At 45.8% G+C, this 22,486-nt stretch carries 21 protein-coding genes and 5 pseudogenes; 20 read left to right on the forward strand and 6 right to left on the reverse strand.

Annotated features, from left to right (window positions below; genetic code table 11):
* Positions 1 to 140: 140 nt before the first annotated feature.
* Positions 141 to 291, forward strand: a pseudogene (locus tag AACL30_RS16310) (IS91 family transposase); the annotation flags it as partial.
* A gap of 173 nt (positions 292 to 464) precedes the next feature.
* On the opposite strand, the gene traM reads toward AACL30_RS16310, so the two are convergent.
* The 3 genes from traM to AACL30_RS03190 all read right to left on the reverse strand — a co-directional run bounded on the left by traM (position 465) and on the right by AACL30_RS03190 (position 3,637).
* Complete coding sequence (traM, locus tag AACL30_RS03180; RefSeq protein WP_072550583.1) at positions 465 to 851, reverse strand: conjugal transfer relaxosome DNA-binding protein TraM; 387 nt, start codon at positions 849 to 851, stop codon at positions 465 to 467.
* 746 nt (positions 852 to 1,597) lie between these two features.
* The gene (locus tag AACL30_RS03185) at positions 1,598 to 1,870 is read right to left on the reverse strand and encodes a hypothetical protein (protein ID WP_339057791.1); all 273 of its coding nucleotides are present in this window, start codon (positions 1,868 to 1,870) and stop codon (positions 1,598 to 1,600) included.
* Positions 1,871 to 2,614: 744 nt separating this feature from the next.
* Entirely contained in the window at positions 2,615 to 3,637 is a 1,023-nt protein-coding gene (locus tag AACL30_RS03190; protein ID WP_339057792.1) for an ISAs1 family transposase, read from the reverse strand.
* A 67-nt stretch (positions 3,638 to 3,704) separates the two neighbouring features.
* On the opposite strand from AACL30_RS03190, the gene AACL30_RS03195 reads away from it, so the two are divergent.
* The 8 genes and pseudogenes from AACL30_RS03195 to istB all read left to right on the forward strand — a co-directional run bounded on the left by AACL30_RS03195 (position 3,705) and on the right by istB (position 10,812).
* Positions 3,705 to 4,010 carry a transposase gene (locus AACL30_RS03195; protein ID WP_339057793.1) on the forward strand — a complete coding sequence of 102 codons (306 nt, stop codon included), beginning with the start codon at positions 3,705 to 3,707 and terminating at the stop codon, positions 4,008 to 4,010.
* Positions 4,011 to 4,021: 11 nt separating this feature from the next.
* Positions 4,022 to 4,873 (forward strand): IS3 family transposase, encoded by an 852-nt coding sequence (locus AACL30_RS03200; RefSeq protein WP_339058385.1) that lies wholly within the window; start codon positions 4,022 to 4,024, stop codon positions 4,871 to 4,873.
* An 87-nt stretch (positions 4,874 to 4,960) separates the two neighbouring features.
* Positions 4,961 to 5,458, forward strand: a complete 498-nt coding sequence (gene traV / locus AACL30_RS03205; RefSeq protein WP_339057794.1) for a type IV conjugative transfer system lipoprotein TraV — start codon at positions 4,961 to 4,963, stop codon at positions 5,456 to 5,458.
* A gap of 11 nt (positions 5,459 to 5,469) precedes the next feature.
* Positions 5,470 to 8,061 (forward strand): type IV secretion system protein TraC, encoded by a 2,592-nt coding sequence (traC, locus tag AACL30_RS03210; protein ID WP_339057795.1) that lies wholly within the window; start codon positions 5,470 to 5,472, stop codon positions 8,059 to 8,061.
* On the forward strand, positions 8,043 to 8,468 hold the full coding sequence (gene trbI, locus AACL30_RS03215; protein WP_339057796.1) for a type-F conjugative transfer system protein TrbI: 426 nt from the start codon (positions 8,043 to 8,045) through the stop codon (positions 8,466 to 8,468). Before traC ends, trbI begins: the two co-directional genes overlap by 19 nt.
* Positions 8,465 to 9,079: pseudogene (traW, locus tag AACL30_RS03220) on the forward strand (type-F conjugative transfer system protein TraW); the annotation flags it as partial. The gene trbI and the pseudogene traW, both read left to right, overlap by 4 nt.
* 212 nt (positions 9,080 to 9,291) lie before the next feature.
* Positions 9,292 to 9,891, forward strand: a pseudogene (gene istA, locus AACL30_RS03225) (IS21 family transposase); the annotation flags it as partial.
* Positions 9,892 to 10,029: 138 nt separating this feature from the next.
* Entirely contained in the window at positions 10,030 to 10,812 is a 783-nt protein-coding gene (istB, locus tag AACL30_RS03230) for an IS21-like element helper ATPase IstB (RefSeq protein ID WP_339057797.1), read from the forward strand.
* 64 nt (positions 10,813 to 10,876) lie between these two features.
* Here the strand turns inward: istB and AACL30_RS03235 are convergent, their stop codons facing one another.
* Together AACL30_RS03235 and AACL30_RS16315 are read right to left on the reverse strand one after the other, a co-directional pair.
* Positions 10,877 to 11,041, reverse strand: a complete 165-nt coding sequence (locus tag AACL30_RS03235; RefSeq protein ID WP_339057798.1) for a hypothetical protein — start codon at positions 11,039 to 11,041, stop codon at positions 10,877 to 10,879.
* 247 nt (positions 11,042 to 11,288) lie between these two features.
* Positions 11,289 to 11,384, reverse strand: a pseudogene (locus tag AACL30_RS16315) (IS982 family transposase); the annotation flags it as partial.
* A 15-nt stretch (positions 11,385 to 11,399) separates the two neighbouring features.
* Here AACL30_RS16315 and AACL30_RS03240 point away from each other — a divergent pair.
* Positions 11,400 to 11,537, forward strand: a pseudogene (locus AACL30_RS03240) (IS110 family transposase); the annotation flags it as partial.
* Between the two features lie 466 nt (positions 11,538 to 12,003).
* On the forward strand, positions 12,004 to 12,441 hold the full coding sequence (tnpA, locus tag AACL30_RS03245) for an IS200/IS605 family transposase (RefSeq protein WP_339057799.1): 438 nt from the start codon (positions 12,004 to 12,006) through the stop codon (positions 12,439 to 12,441).
* Between the two features lie 257 nt (positions 12,442 to 12,698).
* Here tnpA and AACL30_RS03250 read toward each other — a convergent pair whose 3' ends face one another.
* Positions 12,699 to 13,259: a coiled-coil domain-containing protein gene (locus AACL30_RS03250; protein ID WP_339057800.1), complete on the reverse strand. Its 561-nt coding sequence runs from the start codon at positions 13,257 to 13,259 to the stop codon at positions 12,699 to 12,701.
* 424 nt (positions 13,260 to 13,683) lie between these two features.
* Between AACL30_RS03250 and AACL30_RS03255 the strand changes: the two genes are divergently transcribed.
* From AACL30_RS03255 to AACL30_RS03295, 9 genes are all read left to right on the forward strand, one after another.
* The gene (locus AACL30_RS03255) at positions 13,684 to 13,896 is read left to right on the forward strand and encodes a hypothetical protein (protein ID WP_339057801.1); all 213 of its coding nucleotides are present in this window, start codon (positions 13,684 to 13,686) and stop codon (positions 13,894 to 13,896) included.
* Entirely contained in the window at positions 13,893 to 15,722 is a 1,830-nt protein-coding gene (traN, locus tag AACL30_RS03260; RefSeq protein ID WP_339057802.1) for a type-F conjugative transfer system mating-pair stabilization protein TraN, read from the forward strand. Before AACL30_RS03255 ends, traN begins: the two co-directional genes overlap by 4 nt.
* Positions 15,722 to 16,489 carry a type-F conjugative transfer system pilin assembly protein TraF gene (gene traF / locus AACL30_RS03265; RefSeq protein WP_422389590.1) on the forward strand — a complete coding sequence of 256 codons (768 nt, stop codon included), beginning with the start codon at positions 15,722 to 15,724 and terminating at the stop codon, positions 16,487 to 16,489. Before traN ends, traF begins: the two co-directional genes overlap by 1 nt.
* A 7-nt stretch (positions 16,490 to 16,496) precedes the next feature.
* Positions 16,497 to 17,012: a type-F conjugative transfer system pilin assembly thiol-disulfide isomerase TrbB gene (gene trbB / locus AACL30_RS03270; protein WP_422389570.1), complete on the forward strand. Its 516-nt coding sequence runs from the start codon at positions 16,497 to 16,499 to the stop codon at positions 17,010 to 17,012.
* On the forward strand, positions 17,012 to 18,379 hold the full coding sequence (gene traH / locus AACL30_RS03275) for a conjugal transfer pilus assembly protein TraH (protein WP_339057805.1): 1,368 nt from the start codon (positions 17,012 to 17,014) through the stop codon (positions 18,377 to 18,379). The genes trbB and traH overlap by 1 nt, the downstream gene beginning before the upstream one ends.
* A 1-nt stretch (position 18,380) precedes the next feature.
* On the forward strand, positions 18,381 to 21,233 hold the full coding sequence (gene traG / locus AACL30_RS03280; protein WP_339057806.1) for a conjugal transfer mating-pair stabilization protein TraG: 2,853 nt from the start codon (positions 18,381 to 18,383) through the stop codon (positions 21,231 to 21,233).
* Entirely contained in the window at positions 21,230 to 21,400 is a 171-nt protein-coding gene (locus AACL30_RS03285; RefSeq protein WP_339057807.1) for a hypothetical protein, read from the forward strand. The genes traG and AACL30_RS03285 overlap by 4 nt, the downstream gene beginning before the upstream one ends.
* A gap of 100 nt (positions 21,401 to 21,500) precedes the next feature.
* Entirely contained in the window at positions 21,501 to 21,941 is a 441-nt protein-coding gene (locus AACL30_RS03290) for a hypothetical protein (RefSeq protein WP_339057808.1), read from the forward strand.
* The gene (locus AACL30_RS03295; RefSeq protein ID WP_339057809.1) at positions 21,866 to 22,420 is read left to right on the forward strand and encodes a Fic family protein; all 555 of its coding nucleotides are present in this window, start codon (positions 21,866 to 21,868) and stop codon (positions 22,418 to 22,420) included. Before AACL30_RS03290 ends, AACL30_RS03295 begins: the two co-directional genes overlap by 76 nt.
* The last annotated feature ends 66 nt before the right edge of the window (positions 22,421 to 22,486 follow it).

A 22,486-nucleotide genomic window follows, 5' to 3' on the forward strand; every position in this document is an offset into this window, starting at 1 on the left:
CCTAAATTTAGTATATTGACACATATTATGTGCGCACACTTATTTTTTCAAGAAAAAATAATATGTCACATGATACAGGTCACAGAGGTTTATGGTCGCTGAAGTCTAGCTGGGGTCGTGTAGAGGCATTTACTTGACATTTTATCAGCTGTATTCCTGATAAACATTTTAGAATGGCTAGATATTATGGCTTTTTAGCCCCATTGTGGTAATCGACTGCTTCCGGTTATCACTGCCCTGTTGGGGCAGGAAAGAGAAAAAAAGGGCAAAATAACCTACGCTGCTACGATTTTACTGAATAAGACTACTTATTCAAATTTATATTTATCAATATTTTATTAATTTGGTCTATATTTTTTATAAAATTAAATTATTACTAGCCAAATTTTAATAGTTAAAATGAAAATTACTTTCATTAATAAATTTATATATTTTATAAAGAAAAAATAGCAATAAGACTCATGTTAAGTATTTTCTCCATCTGTTGGGAATAATTTATTAACAACTTCAGCTGTATCATTACGTATCGTTTTAGCCATTAGTTGGAAATTAAATTTTTCATTTTTTTGTATTTCAGACATAAATGAATTCATACCTAATAACTTCTGACAAATAAAATTTGTTTTTACCATATTCTCTAACATGACTTTGTTCAACTCTGTTTGATTAAAGTTACTTTCCGTTTTTCTCTGCTGCAATTCATAGACTTTTAAACCTAACTCTATGAGCATGGAAGTTGTATTAGACGTATTAACTTCATGTTTTTTTGCTCCATCGTTACGTTTATTAAAAACAATCGTGTTTATTTTTTCTAAAATAGTCTTATTGATAAAAACCTGAAGTTTTGGCATGGTTAATCTCGATTAAAATCTAAAAAATAGAGTCTATTATAGATTCTTGCGAACTAATATACCAGAAAAAACAGAATCTAAATATAGCGTGTATTCGAGATCATGATATACATAATTTATTGTTATAAAATAAAAATCTATATAGATTATAAATAAAGTCTATTTATGGATAAAAAGTGAAAATGCATAAAAATTTTAAACATTAATGCATTGAAAATTAAAAAGAATCATGTAAGATAAAATCTTGCGAAGGGTGTGTGTGTGTGTGTGTGTGGATATTTTTTCGTTAAAGAGGAGGTTCTTATTAATCCTGTTTAAGATTGAATTTTATGTATGACACGAGTTTAAATTTTAAAGAAAAAGTTAAGGAGCTTAGCTGTTTTTATAAAAATACAAATTATTATTTTAGCTGTTTATTAAAAATAATGTTAATACTGAATTCAATATTGACAGATGAAACCTACTAATCATACAAACTCATGTGGGAGATCTGTATTCTATCCTACCCAATTTACAGCGTTGTACAAAGTATTTTCTTAACTTACTCCTTTGGATCTTTTAGCCTAATTTATCAATATGACATAGCGTTTTTATAGTAATTTATTAAGCGTAAATAGCATATGACAAAATCAATTATTTTGGCCGGTAGACGACAATTAAAATGGCCGCCTATTTTTTCACTATGCAATAAAAAACTTGTTGCTTAATAGTAAAATAAGCGGTCTGTTTTGGTAATGAACTGAATTTCAAGCCATTCTGAGATGGAAATTCCAGATGCCAGTGCTGGGAAGGATGAAAGTCTCGTCAATAAAAGGTCGGCGATTACGTAAAGATTGAGTCATACACCCGAGTCGCTTGATTCCTGTGATGGCGTATTCAACGGTCATACGAATACTCGAAATAATCTTGTTTTCTTGTTTCTGTTCAAAAGACAAGGGCGTTTTTAGTGTAGAGCCTGAAGCGGTGGTAATGGATGCCTGGTATTCCAGTTTGAGTAATCTCAAGGCCATTTGTTCCATAACTGGATTTGGATCACCACGCTGAGAAAGAACCGGATTGTCAATTGTAACGTAACATTAGCCTCACTCGGTATTCCAGAAGAAGCGCTTTCAGTGTACCTGCGGAGCTATGGCTGGGGTAACCGTCTTCAAGTTTGTGGCCAAACACGGTCGCATTGATTATGTTACAACGAACAAAGAGAACCCCCTCCCGGGGACAGATGAGTGCTGTCACCGAGGCCCGTTGGTCTGTTGAAGTTTATCATCGGGAAATCAAACAAGCTTAAGTGGCCGCCATGAAAAGATCGGAGGTAGGCTCGTTTCCCGCTTGTATTGTAAATACAAATCGGGTATAAGTTATTTAAGCTGCTGCTGTTATGTTATAAGCTTGTCTAGGCAAGCCTTTCATTTTTTATCACTTAAAAACCCCTTTTTCATTCTCATTATTGTGCTAATGCACTCAATCAATAACGCCTAGTAATGTGTCGGATGAGTGTATGCAGAGGTTTGCTAAGCATTAATAGTGTTGATATTAAGGTTTATTGGTTATTTTTTGCAAGTGGGGGCAGGATCAGGGCGTTTTCATGAATGTTTTTTGTTCAGTTAATAGCCTGCCGATAAAGTAAGACAAAAAGAGGCATTGAGGAGTGAATGGATAAACAGCTTAGATAAGTTGGTTTTAGTCGTCTGTACAAGTAATACAGCCCCTTTTTCGGGCACCAAAAATCCCAGCTGCGCCGATTATTGAACGAAAAACAACACTATTTAACCAAAAAGTAATTCGACAAGCGCCTCTCTGTCCCAGCTAATCCTCTTCAGCCTGGTTCTGACGCTTTCCTTTTTTCCTTTTTGGGGCTTAGAATTCACCAGGTTCAGAAGAAAGCGCCTCATCCTGGCAAAATTCTCCGCCGAGTTCTCTTCGTATTTTTTGTCGTTATCGTCATTGAGATGGACATCTAGTAGCCAGTGGTAACTTTCAATCTCCCAATGTTTACGGACATAACCCGGCAACCCTGGGTGGCTTGCATCATGATCGGTAATGTAATAACGCCAGTTGGCGTTTACCTTAGGGCTGTGCTGCTGTGAAACGATGCTTTCAACGGCCACACAAGTTTTCAGTTTAGCGGGTCCCTTGGCACAAATGCTATCTGGTAGGGCAAAGGTGAAATACCGTCGCCTGATACACCGGCCATGCCCGTCATCGAAACTGTCCGAGACAAGGTTGTTAATTTTATTTCCCTTTTCACTGGCATAGTTGAGCACGGCTTGATACAGCGAAGGCTGATTTCTTTTTAGACCGACAATATAATGCGCATCCTGTGCCAGAATGGCGTTAATAACGGTGTCATTGCATCCGATAGCATCGATTGACACGGTCGCTCCTTCTAACTCCAATAGCGCAAGCAGTACAGGAATAGCTGTGATTTCATTGGATTTGCTGTTGGTTTTTACTTCACCTAGCGTCAGACGATTTTCGACGCTAAAAGCACTCACCATCTGCATCGCAGTGACGATTTTGGCATGACAATGACTGCCTCGAAGAGTTTTTCCATCGATAGCGACGTGATCTTCAGGTTTCCTGACGGGGTGATGACTGTCTACGATGCCTCGCAGCAATAACTGAAAGTCAGCAGGTTTTATTAGCATAAAGAGACGGCGAATGGTGCTATAACTCGGGATACCCTGTGACATATCAACATAATTGTTTAGCCAAGCCTGGTGCGTCTCTGACCAGGTAATGATTTGCCCCCATGTTTCTGCGCCGGAGCAGACTGAGCAGATAGACATAATGTAATGGTCTACTGTTTCCGGACACTTCTAAAGACCGCGAGTAAAATGTCTCTAGGAGAAAAAAATGAACAATAAAATTAAGCAAGCGAAATACAGTCTGGATTTTAAACAAGACGCCGCAAATTTAGTCATGGAAAAAGAATATACCTGCCAACAGGCGGCAGCCAGTTTGGGTGTTTCGTTAAGTGCGATAAGACGCTGGGTCAAAGCTGAAAAGGGAACCCTATCCCGCGCAGGCTCTGAGCAAGCGAGTCTGAGTCTGGCCGAGCGTGAAGAATTAATTCGCCTGCGCAAAGAGCGCAATAACTTATTGATGGAGCGTGAAATTTTAAAAAAAGCGGCGGTCTTCTTTGCGAAAGAAAACGGATAAGATTTCAGTTTATTCGTGAGCAAAAGAAGACCTATCCAGTGCGCTTGTTATGTCGTGTGATGAAGGTCAGTCGCAGTGCTTTTTATGAATGGAAAAGAAAGTCCCCTCAGGTAACCTCTCCAGCCATGATGGCATTGGAGCGGACGACGGTTAGAATATTTAATGAGCATAAACAAACACTGGGTTCACGCAGGTTGAAACTGAAATTAAATCTGGCAGGCTTTCAGGTCGGTCGCTTTAAAACACGTCGTTTAATGGCTTCGCTATCATTAATCGCCCGTTATCCGAAGCGTTACCGGGTGACAACAGACAGTCAGCATAACCACACGATTGCCCCCAATCTGCTGGATCGGCAATTTACCGTGAACACACCCAATAAGGTGTGGACAACTGATATCACCTACATCCGTACCTATCAGGGTTGGCAGTATCTCGCTATCGTAATGGATTTATACTCACGCCAAATAGTTGGCTGGACCCTGGCAGCGCATATGCGGACTGAGCTCTGTTTAGCGGCTCTACAAATGGCGTATTGGCGTAGAAAACCCAATAAGGGGCTAATTCACCACTCAGATAGAGGCAGTCAGTACACCTGTCGTGAATACGGGCAGCATCTGTCGGTTAGGGGCATGCAGGCAAGCCACAGTAGAAAAGGCCAGTGCTGGGATAATGCCCCCACAGAGCGCTTCTTCCGCAGTCTGAAATATGAATATTTGCACTACGAAGTGCTGAAGGGGCACCATGATGCCAACCTAAGTGTGTTGGACTATTTGGCTTATTACAATAGTAAACGTCCCCACAGTGTACTGGGATATCTTTCTCCCATGGAGTTTGAGCGAATACCATTAATCAAGGTGTCTTAAAAAAGTGTCCGATTTTACTTGACCACTACACTAAATACATTAAAAGTGGGCGATTTAATTCCGCCGGCAGGGCAATAAGGAGCACGCATGAAGCATTTTTTTTTACTCGCTGTGGGGGGCAGTATTTTGCTACTGACAGGCTGTGCGGGGGTCAGTGGTGATTTTGAGTGTGATGCCACCACGCGCGATCGTTGTATGACGATGGAGCAAGCCAATCAAAAAGCACGTCAGCAGGAAAAAACCAGCAAGGGAAAACAAGCGGTGGCCAGCCTGCCTGGCCTGGTTAACCTGTCACCATCGGCTTCTGATGCGGCACCTGCTGTATTACCATCGCGTCAACAAACGGAGATGTTAACCGCTACGGTATTACCTCCAATAACAGCCTCCCCCCTTTTAGCCGCACCACAGTGTCCAGCACATCGCTGTCATCTCAAGAAAAAAATGCGTGCCCAACGTACCACAGAGAAGATAGCGCACCTCTGGATTGCCCCGTGGATCGACGCAGAGGGAGCATTGCACCAACCGGGCAAGATTTCGTTTGTCGTCGGCTCTGCTCACTGGCAGTTACCACAGGCAATGGATTAAGGGGGAAGAGGATGGAACGTTTACTTGATGCGGCGAATCGTTTGATACAGGCGTTTAACACGCCGGACGGGGCAACACAGGCCAATAAAACCCTAGGTGAAATGAACTACCCACAGCTAAGCAGCCTGCTGCCTTACCGTGACTACGACGCGGAGAGTGGCTTGTATATGAATAACGCCTCTATCGGTTTTATGCTGCAAGCGGTGCCGCTGATGGGGGCCAATGAACACATCATTCAGGTATTGGATGACTTGGTCAAAAGCAAGTTACCGCGTCATACACCTATTGCCTTCCATTTCGTCTCCAGCAAGGTCATTGGTGAGCAAATTGACGCCGGTATTGCTGATTTCCGTTGGCAAGGCACGCAAGCGGAACATTTTAACCGTATTACTCAAGCATTTTATCACCGTGCCGCCCAGCAGCACTTTAACAGCCCCACCCACTTACCGCTGACGCTGCGGGATTACCGCCTTTACCTCTCTTATTGCCAAAAAACGAAAAAACGAGACAGTGCCACCCTCATGGCGTTGACCCACTTGCTGAAAGTGATCCGGGCCTCGTTGGATTCAGCCAAGATTGGCACGCAATCCGTATCACAGACTGATTTTGTCAACATTATTAGCCAGATGGTCAATCATCGTCCCGATGCGCTTTACACGGATCCGATCAATGTCAGCACTTATGATGATCTTAATCGCCAGTGTGTAGACAGCAGTCTCGATATCGTCGTCAAGCCGGATCATCTGTCATTGACCCTGAATAAACCCACAGGGAGAAAATCTTGTGCACGGGTCATGAATTTCATGCTGGAGAGCAACCCTGATTTATTTTTCCTGTGGCAAGGCGGCGACAATATCAGCAATTTGCTCAGCCCTGACTTGAGTATTGCCAGTCCCTTCGTCATGACCTTTATCCTGGAAGCAGAAGATCAGGTTAACACGCAAAATGAAGCCACGCGTAAATTTATCGATCTGGATAAAAAGGCGAATTCCCCCTATGCCAAATTATTTCCCAGTGTAGGCAGGCAAGCCAAAGAGTGGGGAGCGTTGCGTGAGCGATTGAACAGTAATCAATCCTGCGTAGTACGGTATTTTTTCAATATCACGACCTTCTGCCCCGATGAGGATGAAGCCGCCTTGGTGTGTGAACAACAAGTCATTAATACGTTTAAAAAAAATGGTTTACGTCTGTATTCGCCGCGTTATATGCAGATGCGTAATTACCTGGCGATGTTCCCTTTTGTCGCTGGAGAAGGGCTATGGCAAGACATTAAAGCCAGCGGCGCCACCTGCCGCGCTGAAAGTACCCAGGTGGTCAATCTTTTGCCCATCGTGGCGGATAACCGTTTGTGCTTTCGTGGCCTGCTGGCACCGTCTTATCGCAATCAACTGGCTTTCCTCGATATCTACGGTGAAAGACTCGGAAACACCAATTACAACATGGCGGTAACGGGAACCTCCGGGGCAGGCAAAACCGGTCTGGTGCAGCCTATTTTACGCAGCGTACTGGATTCCGGTGGCATCGTATGGGTATTTGATATGGGGGACGGTTACAAATCATTTTGCGAAAATGTCGGTGGTGTGTACCTGGATGGGCAATCCCTTAAATTTAACCCCTTTGCCAATATCAGCAATATCAGTGAGTCTGGTGAACGTATTCGTGATCAATTGGCGGTGTTAGCCAGTCCGAATGGCACGCTGGATGAAGTACATGAAGATTTATTGCTAAAAGCCGTGATGAGCGCCTGGAACAGTAAGCAACAAACTGCCCGTATTGATGATGTGGTCGATTACCTGAAAACCGCCCGCAATGCGCCCCATTACGTCAATGCCGAGCGTATTACCGGGCGTATGGACGAAATTATCGAATTGTTAGAAAAGTACAGCGCACAGGGTATTTACGGTGATTATTTTAACAGTGATCAGCCTTCTCTGAGCGGTGATGCCAGGATGGTGGTGCTGGAGTTGGGCGGTTTGCAGGATAAACCGGCGTTGCTGGCGGCGGTGATGTTTTCGCTGATCATTTATATTGAAGACAAAATGTATCACAGCCCGCGTGATCAGAAAAAATGTTGCACCATTGATGAAGGGTGGAAACTGCTGAACTTCAAAAATGCCAAAGTCGGCGCCTTTATCGAAACGGGCTACCGTACCGTGCGTCGCCATCTGGGTTCATTTATTACTATCAGTCAGAACATCAAGGATTTCGATGCCGATGATGCGTCGACGGCGGCTAAAGCCGCGTGGGGGAATTCTGCTTTTAAGTTAGTGCTGAAACAAGATGCGGCCGAATTCAAAGCCTATAACCAAAGCCACCCGGATCAGTTCAGTGAACTGGAACGTTTAGTTATCAGTCGATTTGGTGATGCAAAAGACCAATGGTTTAGCGCTTTTATGCTGCGCATTAATGATAGTCGTTCATTCCATCGATTGTTTGTCGATCCCCTCAGTCGCGCTATGTTCAGCTCGAATGGGCGTGATTTTGAATTTATCCGTGATCAACGCCGCAAAGGGGTAGATATCCACACCGCAGTTTATGCCTTGGCACAACGTAACTTCCCTGAGGAAATGGAGGCGCTGGAATTATGGTCAACAATAGCGTAACCCCAATTGAAATGATGCTCCCTAAAAAAGTAGATAAAAAGTGGAGCAAACGTCGTCGTCGTTGTGTCAAGCCGGTGGTTATCGTGATTGCCTGCATGATGGTACTGAATGCGGCTGTTGCGCTGTTGCTGATTCAGTGGCAATCGCCGGTCATTGTGACCTTTGATATGAAGGAGACCGTGGATAGCTTTATGGATCAAAGCGCTAAAACGCGCTTGTCACCGGCGCAAACGGAGCAATTGGCGAATCGTTTCAATCGAGCACTGGACAGCAGCCTGGCTGAATATCGAAAAACACAGCGAGCGATCATTCTGGTAGCGCCTTCTGTGGTCAGTGGTGCGCGTGATATTACCGCAGCGGTTCAACAAGACATTGCTCGCCGTATGCGGACGGGTCGTGACGAATGAAGCCGTTATGGCTGGTTATGATCACACTGGTTTGTTCGCCCCTCGCCCAGGCGGTTGATTTGGGGACATGGGGGGATTTATATCCGATAGCGGAGCCTGACATGCTGATGACCATTTATAACCGCCTGCACGACATGGAGCAGCGTGGTGAATTGGCCAAACAGCAGGCGGCCTTTAAACAGCGCGTGATTGAAAATAGCCTGCGGCCTGCACCGGTAACGGGGCTGACAGTAGCGCAAGAAAACAGCACGCATTATGTCGATCCCTCTTTTGTTGTCAGCCAGGATATGGCTGACCATCAAGGTTGCATTTTTGCCCATAAAGGTGAGCGGCATAACCCGCTGGAATTCGTGCCCTTTATGCAAACGCTTTATTTTATTGACGCGGACGATCCGCGCCAAATGGCTTGGCTGAAGCAGCAAAAACCCGCCACCTCAGTGAGTAAAGTGATCTTGGTGAAGGGAGAGATTCGTGCAAGCACTCGGACTCTCGATACCCGTATTTACTTTGACCAACAAGGGATAATGAGCCGCAAGTTTGCGCTTACTGCGGTACCGGCTCGCGTGACGGCGTCAAAAGAGGGCAAACGTCTGCGTGTAGATACTTTTAGCAAAAGCGCGAATCTTATTGGCATGCTCAACCAATACGGGTACCTGTTGGGCGCGCAGTGCTTTGACAAGGGGTCGTTCATACCCCCCGGTGGCTTCACAAAGAACGAGTGTCACCAGCAATGTAAAACTGACCGACTAACGACAATTGAAAATTGACCCACCTGAGGAAAAATAGTCGCCTTTTTGACATAGAAATTGGCGGTGTAAATAAAATGCTGACTCAGGAGTTACTAGTGGAAATTCACGTGTTACATCGGCAAGGGATGGGTATTCGAGCCATCGCTAAACAGCTTCAGCTATCACGTAATACGGTACGCCGTTATTTACGGAACATCGCCAAAACACCGCGTTACAGCCGGCGTGAGGCACAGTTGTCAAAACTGGACCCCTTTAAGTTTTATTTACTCGAACGGATTGAAGCAGCCAAACCTTACTGGATCCCCGCTACTGTGTTATTTCGCGAACTTCAAGCGCGAGGTTATGAGGGAAAAGAAGGTATCCTGAGGAATTATATCCGGCAGTTTAAAACCAAAACGGATGAACCGGTACAACGCTTTGAACCCCCCGCCGGCAAACAGTTGCAGGTAGATTTTACTACCCTTCGACGGGGAAAAAAGAAGCTCAAAGCGTTTGTCGCGACCCTGGGATATAGCAGGGCAACGTATGTTCTGTTTAGCCAATATGAGCGACAAGAAGATTGGTTACGGGGCATTGAAGCGGCGCTGGATTATTTTGGTGGTGTACCACAGCAAATCCTGTTCGATAACGCCAAATGCCTCATGATTGAACGCGATGCCTTTGGTGAAGGAAGAACGCCAACGTTTACAGCCACTGCCGGTTAAGTCTCCTACAGACAGCCTGTTACCTGCATTAACACGACACCAGGTCATACCGACAGAAAGTTTGCAGCATCCCTTATCGGTCTACGACCAATTACTCGGAGTCGCATCATGAACTTACAGATGGAGCGTATTGGGCAGGCTTGTGACACACTCAAATTGCCGGCTATTGCTCGTGAGTGGTCTGCTATCGCTGACCGAGCTGCTGGTCAGGAAATGTCATTCGCCGCATTCCTGGAGGATATTTTGCAGCTTGAAGTTAACGCGAGAAGGCAGCGTACACGAGACATGCTACTGCAAATGGCGGGGCTTCCCGCGATTAAGCATTTTGATGACTATGATTTCCGCTTCGCCACGGGGGTCCCGCGTAAACAGCTTCAAGAACTCACCAGTTTGGCTTTTATCGAACGGGCTGAAAATATTGTGCTTCTGGAACCCAGTGGCGTCGGTAAAAGTCATCTCGCCATCAGTCTGGCTTACCAAGCCATTACGCGGGGTACCAAAGTCCGCTTTATCAGCGCAGCAGAGTTAATGCTACAACTGGGCATAGCAAAGAAACAGGAACGGCTGGAGGCTTACCTGAAACGGAGTATTTTGTCGCCAAAGCTGCTCGTGATTGATGAAATTGGTTATCTCCCATTTGGACGGGCAGAGGCTAATCTATTTTTCAACGTTATAGCCAAACGCTATGAACAAGGGAGCGTGATGGTGACCAGTAATTTGCCTTTTTCACAGTGGGCAACAGCCTTTGCAGATGATCAAACCTTAACTGCTGCTTTACTGGACAGGTTACTGCATCATGCGCACATCGTCCAAATCAGCGGTAACAGTTACCGATTAAAGGGAAAAAAAACAGCAGGAATTGTTCCTATAACCGATCTAGAAAAAGGCTAATTTTTGAATGAAAAACACTCAGAGTGGGTCAATTTTATATTGCCGTTTTTACCCTGTTAGTGGGTCAAAATTCGATTGCTGTTGACACGAGTTCAACATCCCTGTTTTTTTTGATTTCTTGCACCCCTTTTTTTATTAATGAAGGCGAGTTTGAAAGGGGAGTGACTTTATCTGAAAAGCACACATCAAGCGTTACTTTTCCAACATCAATACCAATATAGTCTCCCATGTTGGTCTTTCCTTTTGTATAATCAAATTGAAAAAAATAATAGGCTTCTTCCCTACTTGTAATTCGAGGCGTCTTAAACCCTCATGACATCTGTTCGGAACCGGCTTATTCAAAATAGGATAGAGGGTCATGACTGAGGTACGCTGCTTAATCACCCTGTTCGGAGAACGACCCCTCTATCCACCTATTAAGTTGATCAAAATTAACAGGCAATTTCAATATACAAGTTCGGGATAAGCCGATTATTTTATAATGTGACGATATTTGAAGAATGCAGCGCCAATTTAGGTTTGGATGGAGTAAGGCAGTAAGCGACGATGCCGCCGAGTAAATTAACGATAAAAGCTGGAATAAACCCCTGGCTGACTTTTACCATCGGCTTCGTGCCAAGGGAAAGTGCGGTAAAGTGGCTATTGTTGCCGTTATGCATAAATTGGTCGCTATCGTGAGTAGCGTTTATAAACGAAAATCGCCTTGGGTTGAAAATCTTGCTTAATTCTCTTGATTTCTAATACAGATGCTGAGGTTTGTTAAAAACGGCGGCTGATCGATGAAAAAAAGCGGCAGAACAAGGTGGTATAGGGGGATCAGGATGATTTGCTGGGTATTTGCTGTCAGTAGTCAAGCCAATGATCAGTATAAGCAGAATAGGTTAAAAAATATACTTTTATTATTCGGCAACATGCTTATGGTTTAAAAGGCAATTCACTTTCAAAAAGCTGGCTTCGGTCGGCTTTTTTAATACCTGAATTCCAGGATCGAGAAGATAGAAAAAACTATCGATGAATATGATCGTCTATTCACACCATAATAGTTGCTCGAATGACACCATAATTATCGGTAACTTTAGATAGGTAAGCCACTGGTTTGACCAGTGAGACGCTCAAGGCTAGGCCTTTAGATTTAGTGATGATGTTGTCAAAATAAGCCTGTGAGCTTGACGGTTACACAGGAGAAATGAAATGACAACATCATCGTACGAGAGTTTAAGTCACTCAAAATGGGACTGCAAATACCATCTTATTTTTGTACGGAAGTACAGGAAGAAAATGTTATACGGTAAGATACGGCAATTTCTTGAGCCGTTATTCCATGATTTAGGGAAGCACAGAAGTTGCAGGATACTGGAAGGACACATGGTGCAGGATCATGTCCACATGCTGATTGCGATTCCGCCAAAGTATTCAGTAGCAGAGGTTATCGGGTATATAAAGGGCAAGAGTGCAATTGCGGTAGCAAGGCAATTTGGTGGAAGAAAAAGGAATTTCAATGGAGAGCGTTTCTGGGCTCGTGGTTATGCGGTTTCCACAGTTGGTTTTGAAGAAGCGAAAATAAAAGAATACATCCGGAATCAAGAGCAACTCGATACAAAAGGGGCTGATGAGAGAGGTGATTTTTAAAATTTAATACCAAACGTTCATGAATGGCAGCCCTAGGGGCTGCTCAAAACCGTCAAGCTCCCCGCTTTGCGGGGACGGTATGACTTTTCAGTACGAGCAGATACGCTAACGTATGCATGAGAAATATCGAGTCGGCTATGGGATAAAACCAGAACGCTATTCTAAAATCGAAAGAGGGTGGGGCGTGCGAGGTTCAAACCTGCGACCAAAGGATGAGTGCACTTGCTCTACCAACTAAGCTAACGACCCACATAGGATCAAAAGGGCATTTTAAGGACGGTAAGAATCACACCAACAGCAACCACTAACATACCACCGAGCTTGATGGTTGTTTGCATGCCACTCTTTTCGATATCCTTACGCATCAGGGACATTTCAGTCATGAAATCTTTGCGGACATCGGCTATCTGGGCATCAGTTTTCTCGAAACGTGCTGCCATATCTTTACGGACATCGGCTATTTGGGCATCGGTTTTCTCGAAACGTGCCTCCATATCTTTACGGACATCGGCTATCTGGGCATCGGTTTTCTCGAAACGTGCCTTCATATCTTTACGGACATCGGCTATCTGGGCATCGGTTTTCTCGAAGCGAAATTCCATATCCTTGCGTACATCAATAATATCACGCTTGACTTCGGCAATATCACCAGACAGCTCTTTACGCACGTCTTCAAGGTCACGTCGGGTAGCGACATCAACAGCCTCGTGCGACTCACGAAAGATTTCTGAAAAAGCCTCAGCCTGATTAGTCGAAATCCCCGTTTTTTCAAGTTTTTTAAAAATTTTATGGGTATCAACAAATGTAGCTTGGTTCATTGAGACGTTCCCCTTATGTGTTTGCTCTAGTTTAATCGATAAGCCCGCCAACCTGCAAAGGTTCAATGAGTAACCACAGGGCAATCACATCAAAATTAATAACATTTGCAAAATCAAACAGTTATTTTTATTTTACGCTTCCTAAGGATATGGAAATTATTATAATAATCAATAAATTACAATTTTGATGCGATTCCCCTGGATTAACCAAGCCTACATCACTATTTCATAACAAAACATCGTTTCACTAAGGAGCATTAATCACGTCTAAAACAAACCTGTCCACCATCATACCTCAATGTAAGCATTATCCTCCCGGTAAAGTAGCAGGGCTCCATTTATCGTTATTATTTGTGGAGATTTTCTCATGCCAAATGTAGTCATTATCGGATAATATCATTAAGCAACTCGTTTAGTACATAATATGTTAATTTTATTGCTAGTCAGTCCAATCGATCCGATGTCATTTCGCACCTACGGTATCACCGCCGTACCGACACTGGTTGTCACCTGTAAGGCACATTTTGATCGTGTGTCAGGCAATATTCGCCTAACCGCGGCGCTGAAAAAGGTGGCTGAATCGAATCAATGCGCCCAAACCGCACAGGCTTTGTTAAAAACGGCGGTTGATCGATGAAAAAAAGCGGCAGAACAGCATGGCATAGGGGGATCACGATGATTTGCTGGGTGTTTTCCTTTACTAGTCAAGCCAATGATCAGTATAACCAGGGGGCAGATTATGCTCGTCAGGTACAAAATCAAGGTACCGCTGCCATGCAAGCGTTTAAGCCCAATGCGGTGTTACCTTATTACACCCCAGAGGCACCGGAAAAAAACCATTACGGCGGTGTGACGTCACCAGGTGCGGATCTCGCCTTACAAGGTAATGCCGCGTTAACGGGATCGGATGTTGGCAAAGCAATTACCGCTTCTTTGCTCAATAATCCAAAAGAAAAGCTCTCAATGGAGGCGCCTTTTATCTCTGCGGGCAAAGCGGCACAAAATACCGCTGAGCAAGTGACAGACGGGCGTTTTGACGGTTGTCAGATGCAAAGCGTTTCTCACACCGAATTCACCCAGCATGTTTGTAGCAGAGATACACGGGTTGAGCAGGCCTGTAGCCGGAAAGCTACCATCACCGGGGAGTGGACAAACCGTGTTAAGGTGGTTACGCGCTCTTACAACCTTGAAAACCTCCCTTTTTACCCTAAAAATAGAAAGGTTCACGCTGTGATCACACCTGATGTGACAGGAGACATCATCGAAGCGAGGTACCGCTATGAAAATTGGGCTAGCAATTTTGTACTGACAATAAAGCTGTTGGGAACCTCCTTTATTTACCGAACCTGGGGTAGTGCTAACGAACCATTTTGGCCAACGGTGACAAAATTGCAGGCGGGAAAGCCATTTGAAATAGTACACTCACAGTACCGCTATAATGATATGTTTTTGTTTACGATCCCTCTACCCGTCACCATAACGCTCACCATTAAAGCGGATCATCCTGTTTTTACTCCCCGTATTGCCTGGTCAGAACACTGCCCCTTCAGCAAGTTGGAGGGGGCGTTAAGCAAAACCGAGTGTATCGAGAAGGGGGGTGATCGCACGCTGCACAGGGAAGGCAAGGCTTATACCCTTTCCAGCGACTGCTGGGCTTATCGCGATAGCTATATCACTCAAGCTGCGACGCACGGGACGTGCGCCGAGTATGTTAACAATTCTGCCTGCACGCTTGCTACGCGCCAATGTGACTACCGTCTTGACGGCTTTTGTCTGCACGAAAACCTGACTTATTCTTGTGAGCATAAAACCGCGCGGACAGGCATGTTATGTGGCGGCCAATTTTTTTGTCAGGATGGCCGTTGTGCTCAATCCGCGGCAGCTAAAAATACGCTGTTTCAGCAAGCGGTTGCAGAATTAGCGGCGGTGGCGGCGGCAGGCAAAGATGTCGCCACCTCAAACAGTACAGATATCAAGGCGTTTACCGGTAGGCCGCAATCGTGCAAGAAGTTTGCGGTGGGTTTTAACAACTGTTGTCAGGATACGGGTTGGGGCAATGATCTCGGTTTAGCGCATTGCAGCAGTGAAGAAAAAGCATTAGGCCAGGCTAAAGCACGTAGGCTCACTGTGGATGTGGGTGAATATTGCAGTAAAAAAGTCCTTGGCGTATGCCTGGAAAAAAAACGCAGCTACTGCCTGTTTGACTCTACATTAGCGCAAATTGTTCAGCAGCAAGGCCGCCAATGGCAGTTAGGTATCGGATTTGGTGAGGCTAAATCGCCAGATTGCCGCGGTATTAGTGCCAATGAATTACAACGTATTCGTTTTGATAATCTGGATTTCAGTCATTTCTATGCGGATCTGCAAAAAGGTTCAAACATTCCCGAAGATAACCCGCTTATGCAACGGGTTCAACAACACATGCAGCATCAGATTAATCGCCGTAGCACGGGAGGAAAATGATGCGCTGTCAAACATTAATTCTGTCATTAGTACTGAGCACGCTAAGTTATCCTCTATTGGCACAGATCGCTGAAATTCAACATTTTGATAGGCATACCCCGCAAGGATGGCACTGGTATAACGAAGCACAGGACAATGAGGTTGAATTTGAGTCGAATCGCCCCCTGTTGACACCCTCTCAGCAAAAAAAGCGGTTACAGCAAGCCACCCAAGTCGCGTTGGATACGGCGATTTTATACCCGACGCCGGAGAATTTTAGGCATTACATGACATGGCAGAATTTTTGGACAGCGAAAGCCGGTGAGTTCAGTCAAATGGCGAAACAAGCGATGTTGAAATACCCCGATCTGGATTACAACCTGCAATACAGTCACTACAACGGCACAGTGAAAACCCAGTTAGCCCGTGATCGTGAAAAAGAAAAAGCAGCTATCTCAACATTGGCTTCACGTTATGGTGTGTTTTTCTTTTACCGAGGCAAGCAAGCGCTCGATGGTCAAATGGCCAGGGTGATAAAAAATTTTGTGCAGGAAAATCGACTGGCCGTCGTTCCCGTCTCGGTAGATGGTGTGATTAACCCTGCCTTGCCGCGTAGCCGTTTGGATAGGGGTCACAGTCGGCGTATGGGGATCGCCCATTTCCCTGCCCTATTTTTAGTCGATCCTAAAGATCAACGTTATCAGCCTCTGGCGTATGGTTTTATGACGCAAGATGCGCTGGCGCGGCAATTTCTGGCGGTTGCCACGGGTTTTAAACCCCATTTTTAAGGAAGGGATGCTAATGAAATGTTTCTTGATGCTGGCTTTGTTGTTAACCGGCGGGGTTCATGCGTCGACGTGGGATGACATTGCAGCGCTGGATGCGCTAAAAATGCAGGCGGCTCGAGAGAAAGATAAACCTGTGGTAGCCCGTTGGTTCCGTTTATCGAACGGTCGCCAGGTTAACCTGAATCACTGGAAGCTGGTGCTATTTATGCAGTCAGCTTGCGTGTATTGCCAGCATTTTGATCCGATGCTTCGACAGTTTTCAGCCGAATCCGGCTTATCTGTTTTTCCGTACAGTTTAGATGGACAAGGTGATGCGGCTTATCCCCATGCTTTGCCCGTCCCGCCCGCGGTGATGGCTGAATTTTTTCAACAGGGCATGCCGATTGCGACACCCACCACCTTTTTAGTGAACGTGAATACGATGGAAACCTTTCCTTTAATGCAAGGGGCGGTAGATAGGCCAGGGCTGGTTGCCCGTCTGGATGACGTTTTTCAGATGGCGTTAAATAAAGGCATGAAATAATGAAATCATTAAAACAGGTATTGATAGGGCTAACCTTATGGGTTGTGGCTACCCGCTGTGCCGTGCACGCGGATGTTAATGGTGACTTGAATGCGTTTTTTGACCAACTGGGCTTTGCCAGCAACACCTCGATGCCGCAAGTATGGCAAGGACAGGCGGCGGGTTATGCTAGCGGCGGTTCTCTTTACATGCGCACTGCCGTTAAACAGGTGCAAATGGTTTCTATTACTGTGCCTGCGCTCAACGCCGGATGCGGGGGCATCGATGCGTATCTTGGCGCGTTTTCCCATATCAATGGGGAACAGTTACAACGCTTTGTCAAACAAATCATGGGTAATGCGGCCGGTTACTTTTTTGATCTGGCGTTGCAAACCACGGTGCCAGAAATGAAGCAGGCCAAGGACTTTTTGCAGAAACTCGCCTCAGAGGTGAACAATACTAATATGTCCAGTTGTCAGGCGGCGCAAGGGATTGTCGGTGGACTATGGCCACGCACGGCGGTATCACAACAAAAGGTTTGCCAAGACATCGCGGGTGAGAGCCATCTTTTTGCTGACTGGGCGGCTTCGCGTCAAGGTTGCACACTGGGCGGCAGTTATAACCGCGTGACCGATAAAGCGGGTGCTTCGATGAAAGATCAGGTATTGAAAAATAAAAATCTGATGTGGCAGTCGTTAAGTAAAAACCGCCTGTTCGACAATAACAAAGAATTGAAAGAATTTGCCATGAGCTTGACGGGTACGCTGGTTTTCGACAGTCAGGGGAAAATAAAAACGCTGGTGCCGTTAACCACCAACGAAGATATTATCAAAGCGATGATGAATGGCGGTAGCGCAAAAATTTATACTTGCGACACCCTCGATGCCTGCTTAAACCCTACCTTAACCCCTGTCTCGATCAGCCCACACCAGGCGATGAATGGGCAGGTTAAAAAGCTGTTAAGTAGCATTCAGAATAAAGCCATCACCGATACCCCACTGACGCCACAGGAAAAAGGTTTCATTGCTTCCACCGCCGTACCCGTACTGAAATACCTGGTTGATCCGCAATCCCTGGGCGTTGCCAATGCGTTGTTGTATCAGCTTTCAGACTACATCGGTTATGACATTTTGATGCAGTACATGCAGGAGTTGATACAACAGGCACGGGTGATGTTGGGAAGCAATCACTACCCCGCGCCGGCGGTAGAGCAACTGCAAGCCAGCTTACACCAGGCCAGCCAGAATATGGCGCGGCTCCAATCTCGGGTACAGATCCAGCAGGATGCCTTGATGGTGGTTGATCGTCAAATGAGTTATATGCGTCAGCAGGTTTCTAGCCGTTTACTTAATCGTTACCAGAGTAACTACCGGTTCGGAGGCCACTAACATGAATGTCATTTATACCCTCACCGGGGGTGCCTGGTTTCGTGATTCTCTCAATGCGATAGCCGCGTTTACCACATCAAGTAACTGGCAAGCCCTGCTGAGTATGGCGACGATTTTATCGGTTGTAGTGGCAGCAATGGCTTACATTAAAGGGCACGATATGATGACGCTGCTCAAATGGGCAGGCATTTATACGCTGGTGTCGGGTGTGCTGATTGCTATCAGACTACCGGTACAGATTATCGATAGCTCGCACCCGATGACGGTCTATCAGGTCGATAATGTGCCGGTCGGATTGGTGTTGCCTGCCTCATTGATCACAACAGTGGGTCATGCTTTGGTTGAAGGGTACGAAACGGTGTTCCATCAACCGGATGCGTTGACCTACAGTAAAACCGGCATGTTGTTTGGTGCTGATCTGATGGGGAAAAGTACTGACTTTATGTCAACCCACCCGCAAATTTCAGGATTGTTCTCAGATTATGTGCAAAATTGTGTGGTCGGTGACATGTTGTTGAACCACAAATACAGCCTGGATGATTTAATGAACAGTGAAGATCCCTACCGTTTGATTTTCAGTAGACCGAGCCCTTTGCGCGGCCTATTTGATGACAATGGTCAATTCCAAACGTGCCAATGGGCGGCGGCACAGCTACAAAATGCCTTGGGGCGAGATACTACCCCCGGTGGGAAAACCTGGAATTATTATGTACGCCAGATCCTGGGAGGGCGTCCGAACGCCACCGTTTTATTCGGTGAATTAATGGGAGACAGCTACCGTTATTTCTATGGTAACAGCCAAAGCGCCAGTGTGATGATGAAACGTAATGTTACCTTAAGTGCGTTGCGTAAAGGGATTGTCGGTTATGCGGCTCGCAGTGGTGATGCGGCCAGTTTGGTGAACCTCGCTACCGAATCCTCTTATGCAAAAATGCGTATGTCACAAGCAACGGGAGCCAACATTGCCATGCGGCAGTTGCCCATTATGCAAACGGTGCTGACGGGGGTACTGATGGGTTTATTCCCGATTATCATTGTGTTGGCATTAATTAGCTTATTATCGTTGGAGGTGCTTAAAGGATACGTGTTTACCCTGGCGTACTTACAAAGTTGGCCGCTGTTATTTGCCATTATGAATAACGCGATGAATTTTTATCTAAAAACCCGTACTACAGGGACACCTGTTACGCTTTCAAACCTCTCGCTGGTTCAACAACAGTATTCCGATATTGGCACCACCGCCGGTTGGTTGGCGCTGTCTATCCCGTTCCTGGCTTACGGTATTGTTAAAGGATTGGGGAGTGCGGTTTCTCAGGCGGGGAGTTATTTGGGCTCGGCGATGCAAAGTGCAGCAACCCAATCATCCTCTCAGGCCGTGGATGGCACCTGGTCACTGAACAACCTGCAAACAGACAATGTACAAGGGCACAAATGGGATACCAACAGCGCCTTTTCGCAGGGTCAGATGACCTCCCAGGTAGGCAGTGGGGCATTGGTGACGCAAACGGGGAGTGGACAGAGGGTGTACAACACCACTCCCGCCCTATCCAAGCTGCCGATGGACATTCACTTTGGCCGCACAGAAAGCAGCACGGCACAACGGTTAGCGCGAGAAAGCCAGATCCAGGCTGAAAGCGCGTTGGCGGGATTTAATCACACCAGTAACAGCGCTTATAGCCAAGCTAAACAATTTTCACAGCAAACGGGGAATAGCGCGACGGTAACGCGGGGCATTGACAGTGCTCAAGGGACATCAGAAACTCAAGCCGTTAATCAGATGCTGTCAGCAGCCAAGCGCTATGCAGAGAAAAATAATATTAGCGAATCTCAAGCCTTTACTGAGTTAAATAATATGTCCCGCAGGGCTGAGCTTTCAGGCAGTGCTATGGGACGTGTCGATATCAATTCAGACAGGCATATTTTTGGAAAAGTGGCGGGGTTGGCGACAGGGGTTGCTGCTGGAGTTGAATTTCGTGGCGGCGTAAGCGGTACCGCGAGCAATGCATCTACCCGTAGTACTGATGAAAAAGCAACACGCTCACAAGATTATTCGATTGACCAGTCCAGCCAGGAAGCCAATGATTTTCGTCAGGGCAGGGAGACGCTCAAAAGTTTCCGTACCTCACAATCAGGGAGTCATGCAGATAATACGGCAAACGCTCAGATTGAACAGTTAGGTACCACCTTGAGTGTCGCGGATAGCCAGTATCAACAATATACCACCGGCCTTAATCGCAACCACGAGTACAGCCAAATGGCCTCAGCAGCACAGACAACCCGCGCTCAAACTCACAGCAATTATACGCAGGAATTTGTGAATTATGTTCAGTCACACAGTCCTGCGCGCGCTGAGGCTATACTAACGGATACCGCCAGCCCCACGGTTAGAGCAGAGCGGGAGGCGCTTGCGGGTCAATTTATGGAAGATAAGTTACGTGCCCGCGTCGACGGTCACTTTAACAACAGTCGCGCACAGTTGAGGGACGGGATGTCTGATGTGAGTAACCCCGCTGCATCGGTTGGAGAAAATGCCCATCAGCAAGGGAATGCAGCCATTCAATCACGGATTGACGCTGCCGGTATTCGCGCTGATAACACCCATAGCGTCGACGCGATGATGCGCGAGGGAAAGCAGCATATTGCCCATGCTGACAGGGAGATTAATAGTGCTAAGGGGGGTATAAACAGTGATCAAAAAGACCGTGGTTCAACTCACCGGCAGGCAGAACAAAAATTCGATAAAGAGTATGACAATGCGACTGAAGATCAACGTTTACCTTGGGTAGCAAGCCAGGATGCGCTAACTCAGCGGGCACTGGAAATACAGAAAAAAATAAAGGGGGGTAGGCAATGATCATAAACAGGTTGTTTCAGTCAAATCTTTCTTGGCAAGTCATGTTGATGCTGATGCCTTCGCTTTATTTTGTCGTGTGGCTATCAATGCGATCTACGAAGCAACAAAATATACTCTGTCCGCAAGAACAGCTCATGCAGCTTGGCGTAGAGTCTTCCGGCAGCTGAGGCATGACATCAAAATAATACGGGTCAATTATGTGGCGCGATTATAAAAATGGCGCCATAATCGCGCCACTGATATCCTTAAATCGCGCCAAAGGTAACTATGTCATCCATCTCTGATCTTTTGCAAAATATTCAGTTATCTACCGGGCTAACGCTGGCTGAAGTACTGGCTCGCCATCCTGATATCAGACGCCGCACCGCCCAACGCTGGCTTGCTAAAATGACTGAAGCCGGACAAATTATTGCCATTGGTGAGGGACGTGCACGACGCTATTTTCCGATAAAATCAGCCGATGCAGTTAACACGGATGATATCTTTCCTCAGCATATTCCGCTTTTTGCAGACAGTATAGATATTCTTGCTTATGTTGATCGTCCCATCACCATACGCACACCAGTAGGCTATCAGCGCGATTTTCTAGAAAGCTACCAACCCAATAAAACACGCTATCTGTCTGAGCCATTGTGTCGCCAATTAAAAAAATGGGGGATACCGGACAAGCTCAACTCCCTGCTGGAACTTATGGTCGTGAGATCCTGAACCGCTTATTGATCGATTTGTCGTGGGCATCGAGTCATCTGGAAGGAAATACCTATTCCCGTTTGGATACCCGACAATTGATCGAACAGGGCATGGTTTCTCAAGGTAAAGCGGCCATTGAAACGCAGATGATCCTGAATCACAAAGCAGCTATAGAGTTGTTAGTCGATAATGCAGCGACTATCCGCTTTAACCGTTATACCTTGCTCAATTTACACAGTACGTTGTCGGAAAATTTGCTGCCAAACCCTGCTGACGAAGGCCGGTTACGTCAACATGCTGTTGATATTGGCAAGAGTGTTTACCGCCCCCTTTCTGTACCCGCAAAAATCAGCGAGATACTTGACAAAGTGCTGAATAAGGCAAATCAGATCAGCGATCCGTTTGAACAATCATTCTTTGTTATGGTTCATCTGCCTTATCTCCAACCTTTTGCAGATGTGAATAAACACACCTCACGTCTGTTGTGTCAGCGCTAATGATAAAAGACCGTAAATTGCTAATTTAATTTGTCCACTCAAGCCAGAATGCAGTTTCCTTTGTGG

The sequence above is a fragment of the Candidatus Regiella endosymbiont of Tuberolachnus salignus genome (assembly GCF_964020115.1).
GTDB classification, from domain to species: domain Bacteria; phylum Pseudomonadota; class Gammaproteobacteria; order Enterobacterales; family Enterobacteriaceae; genus Regiella; species Regiella insecticola.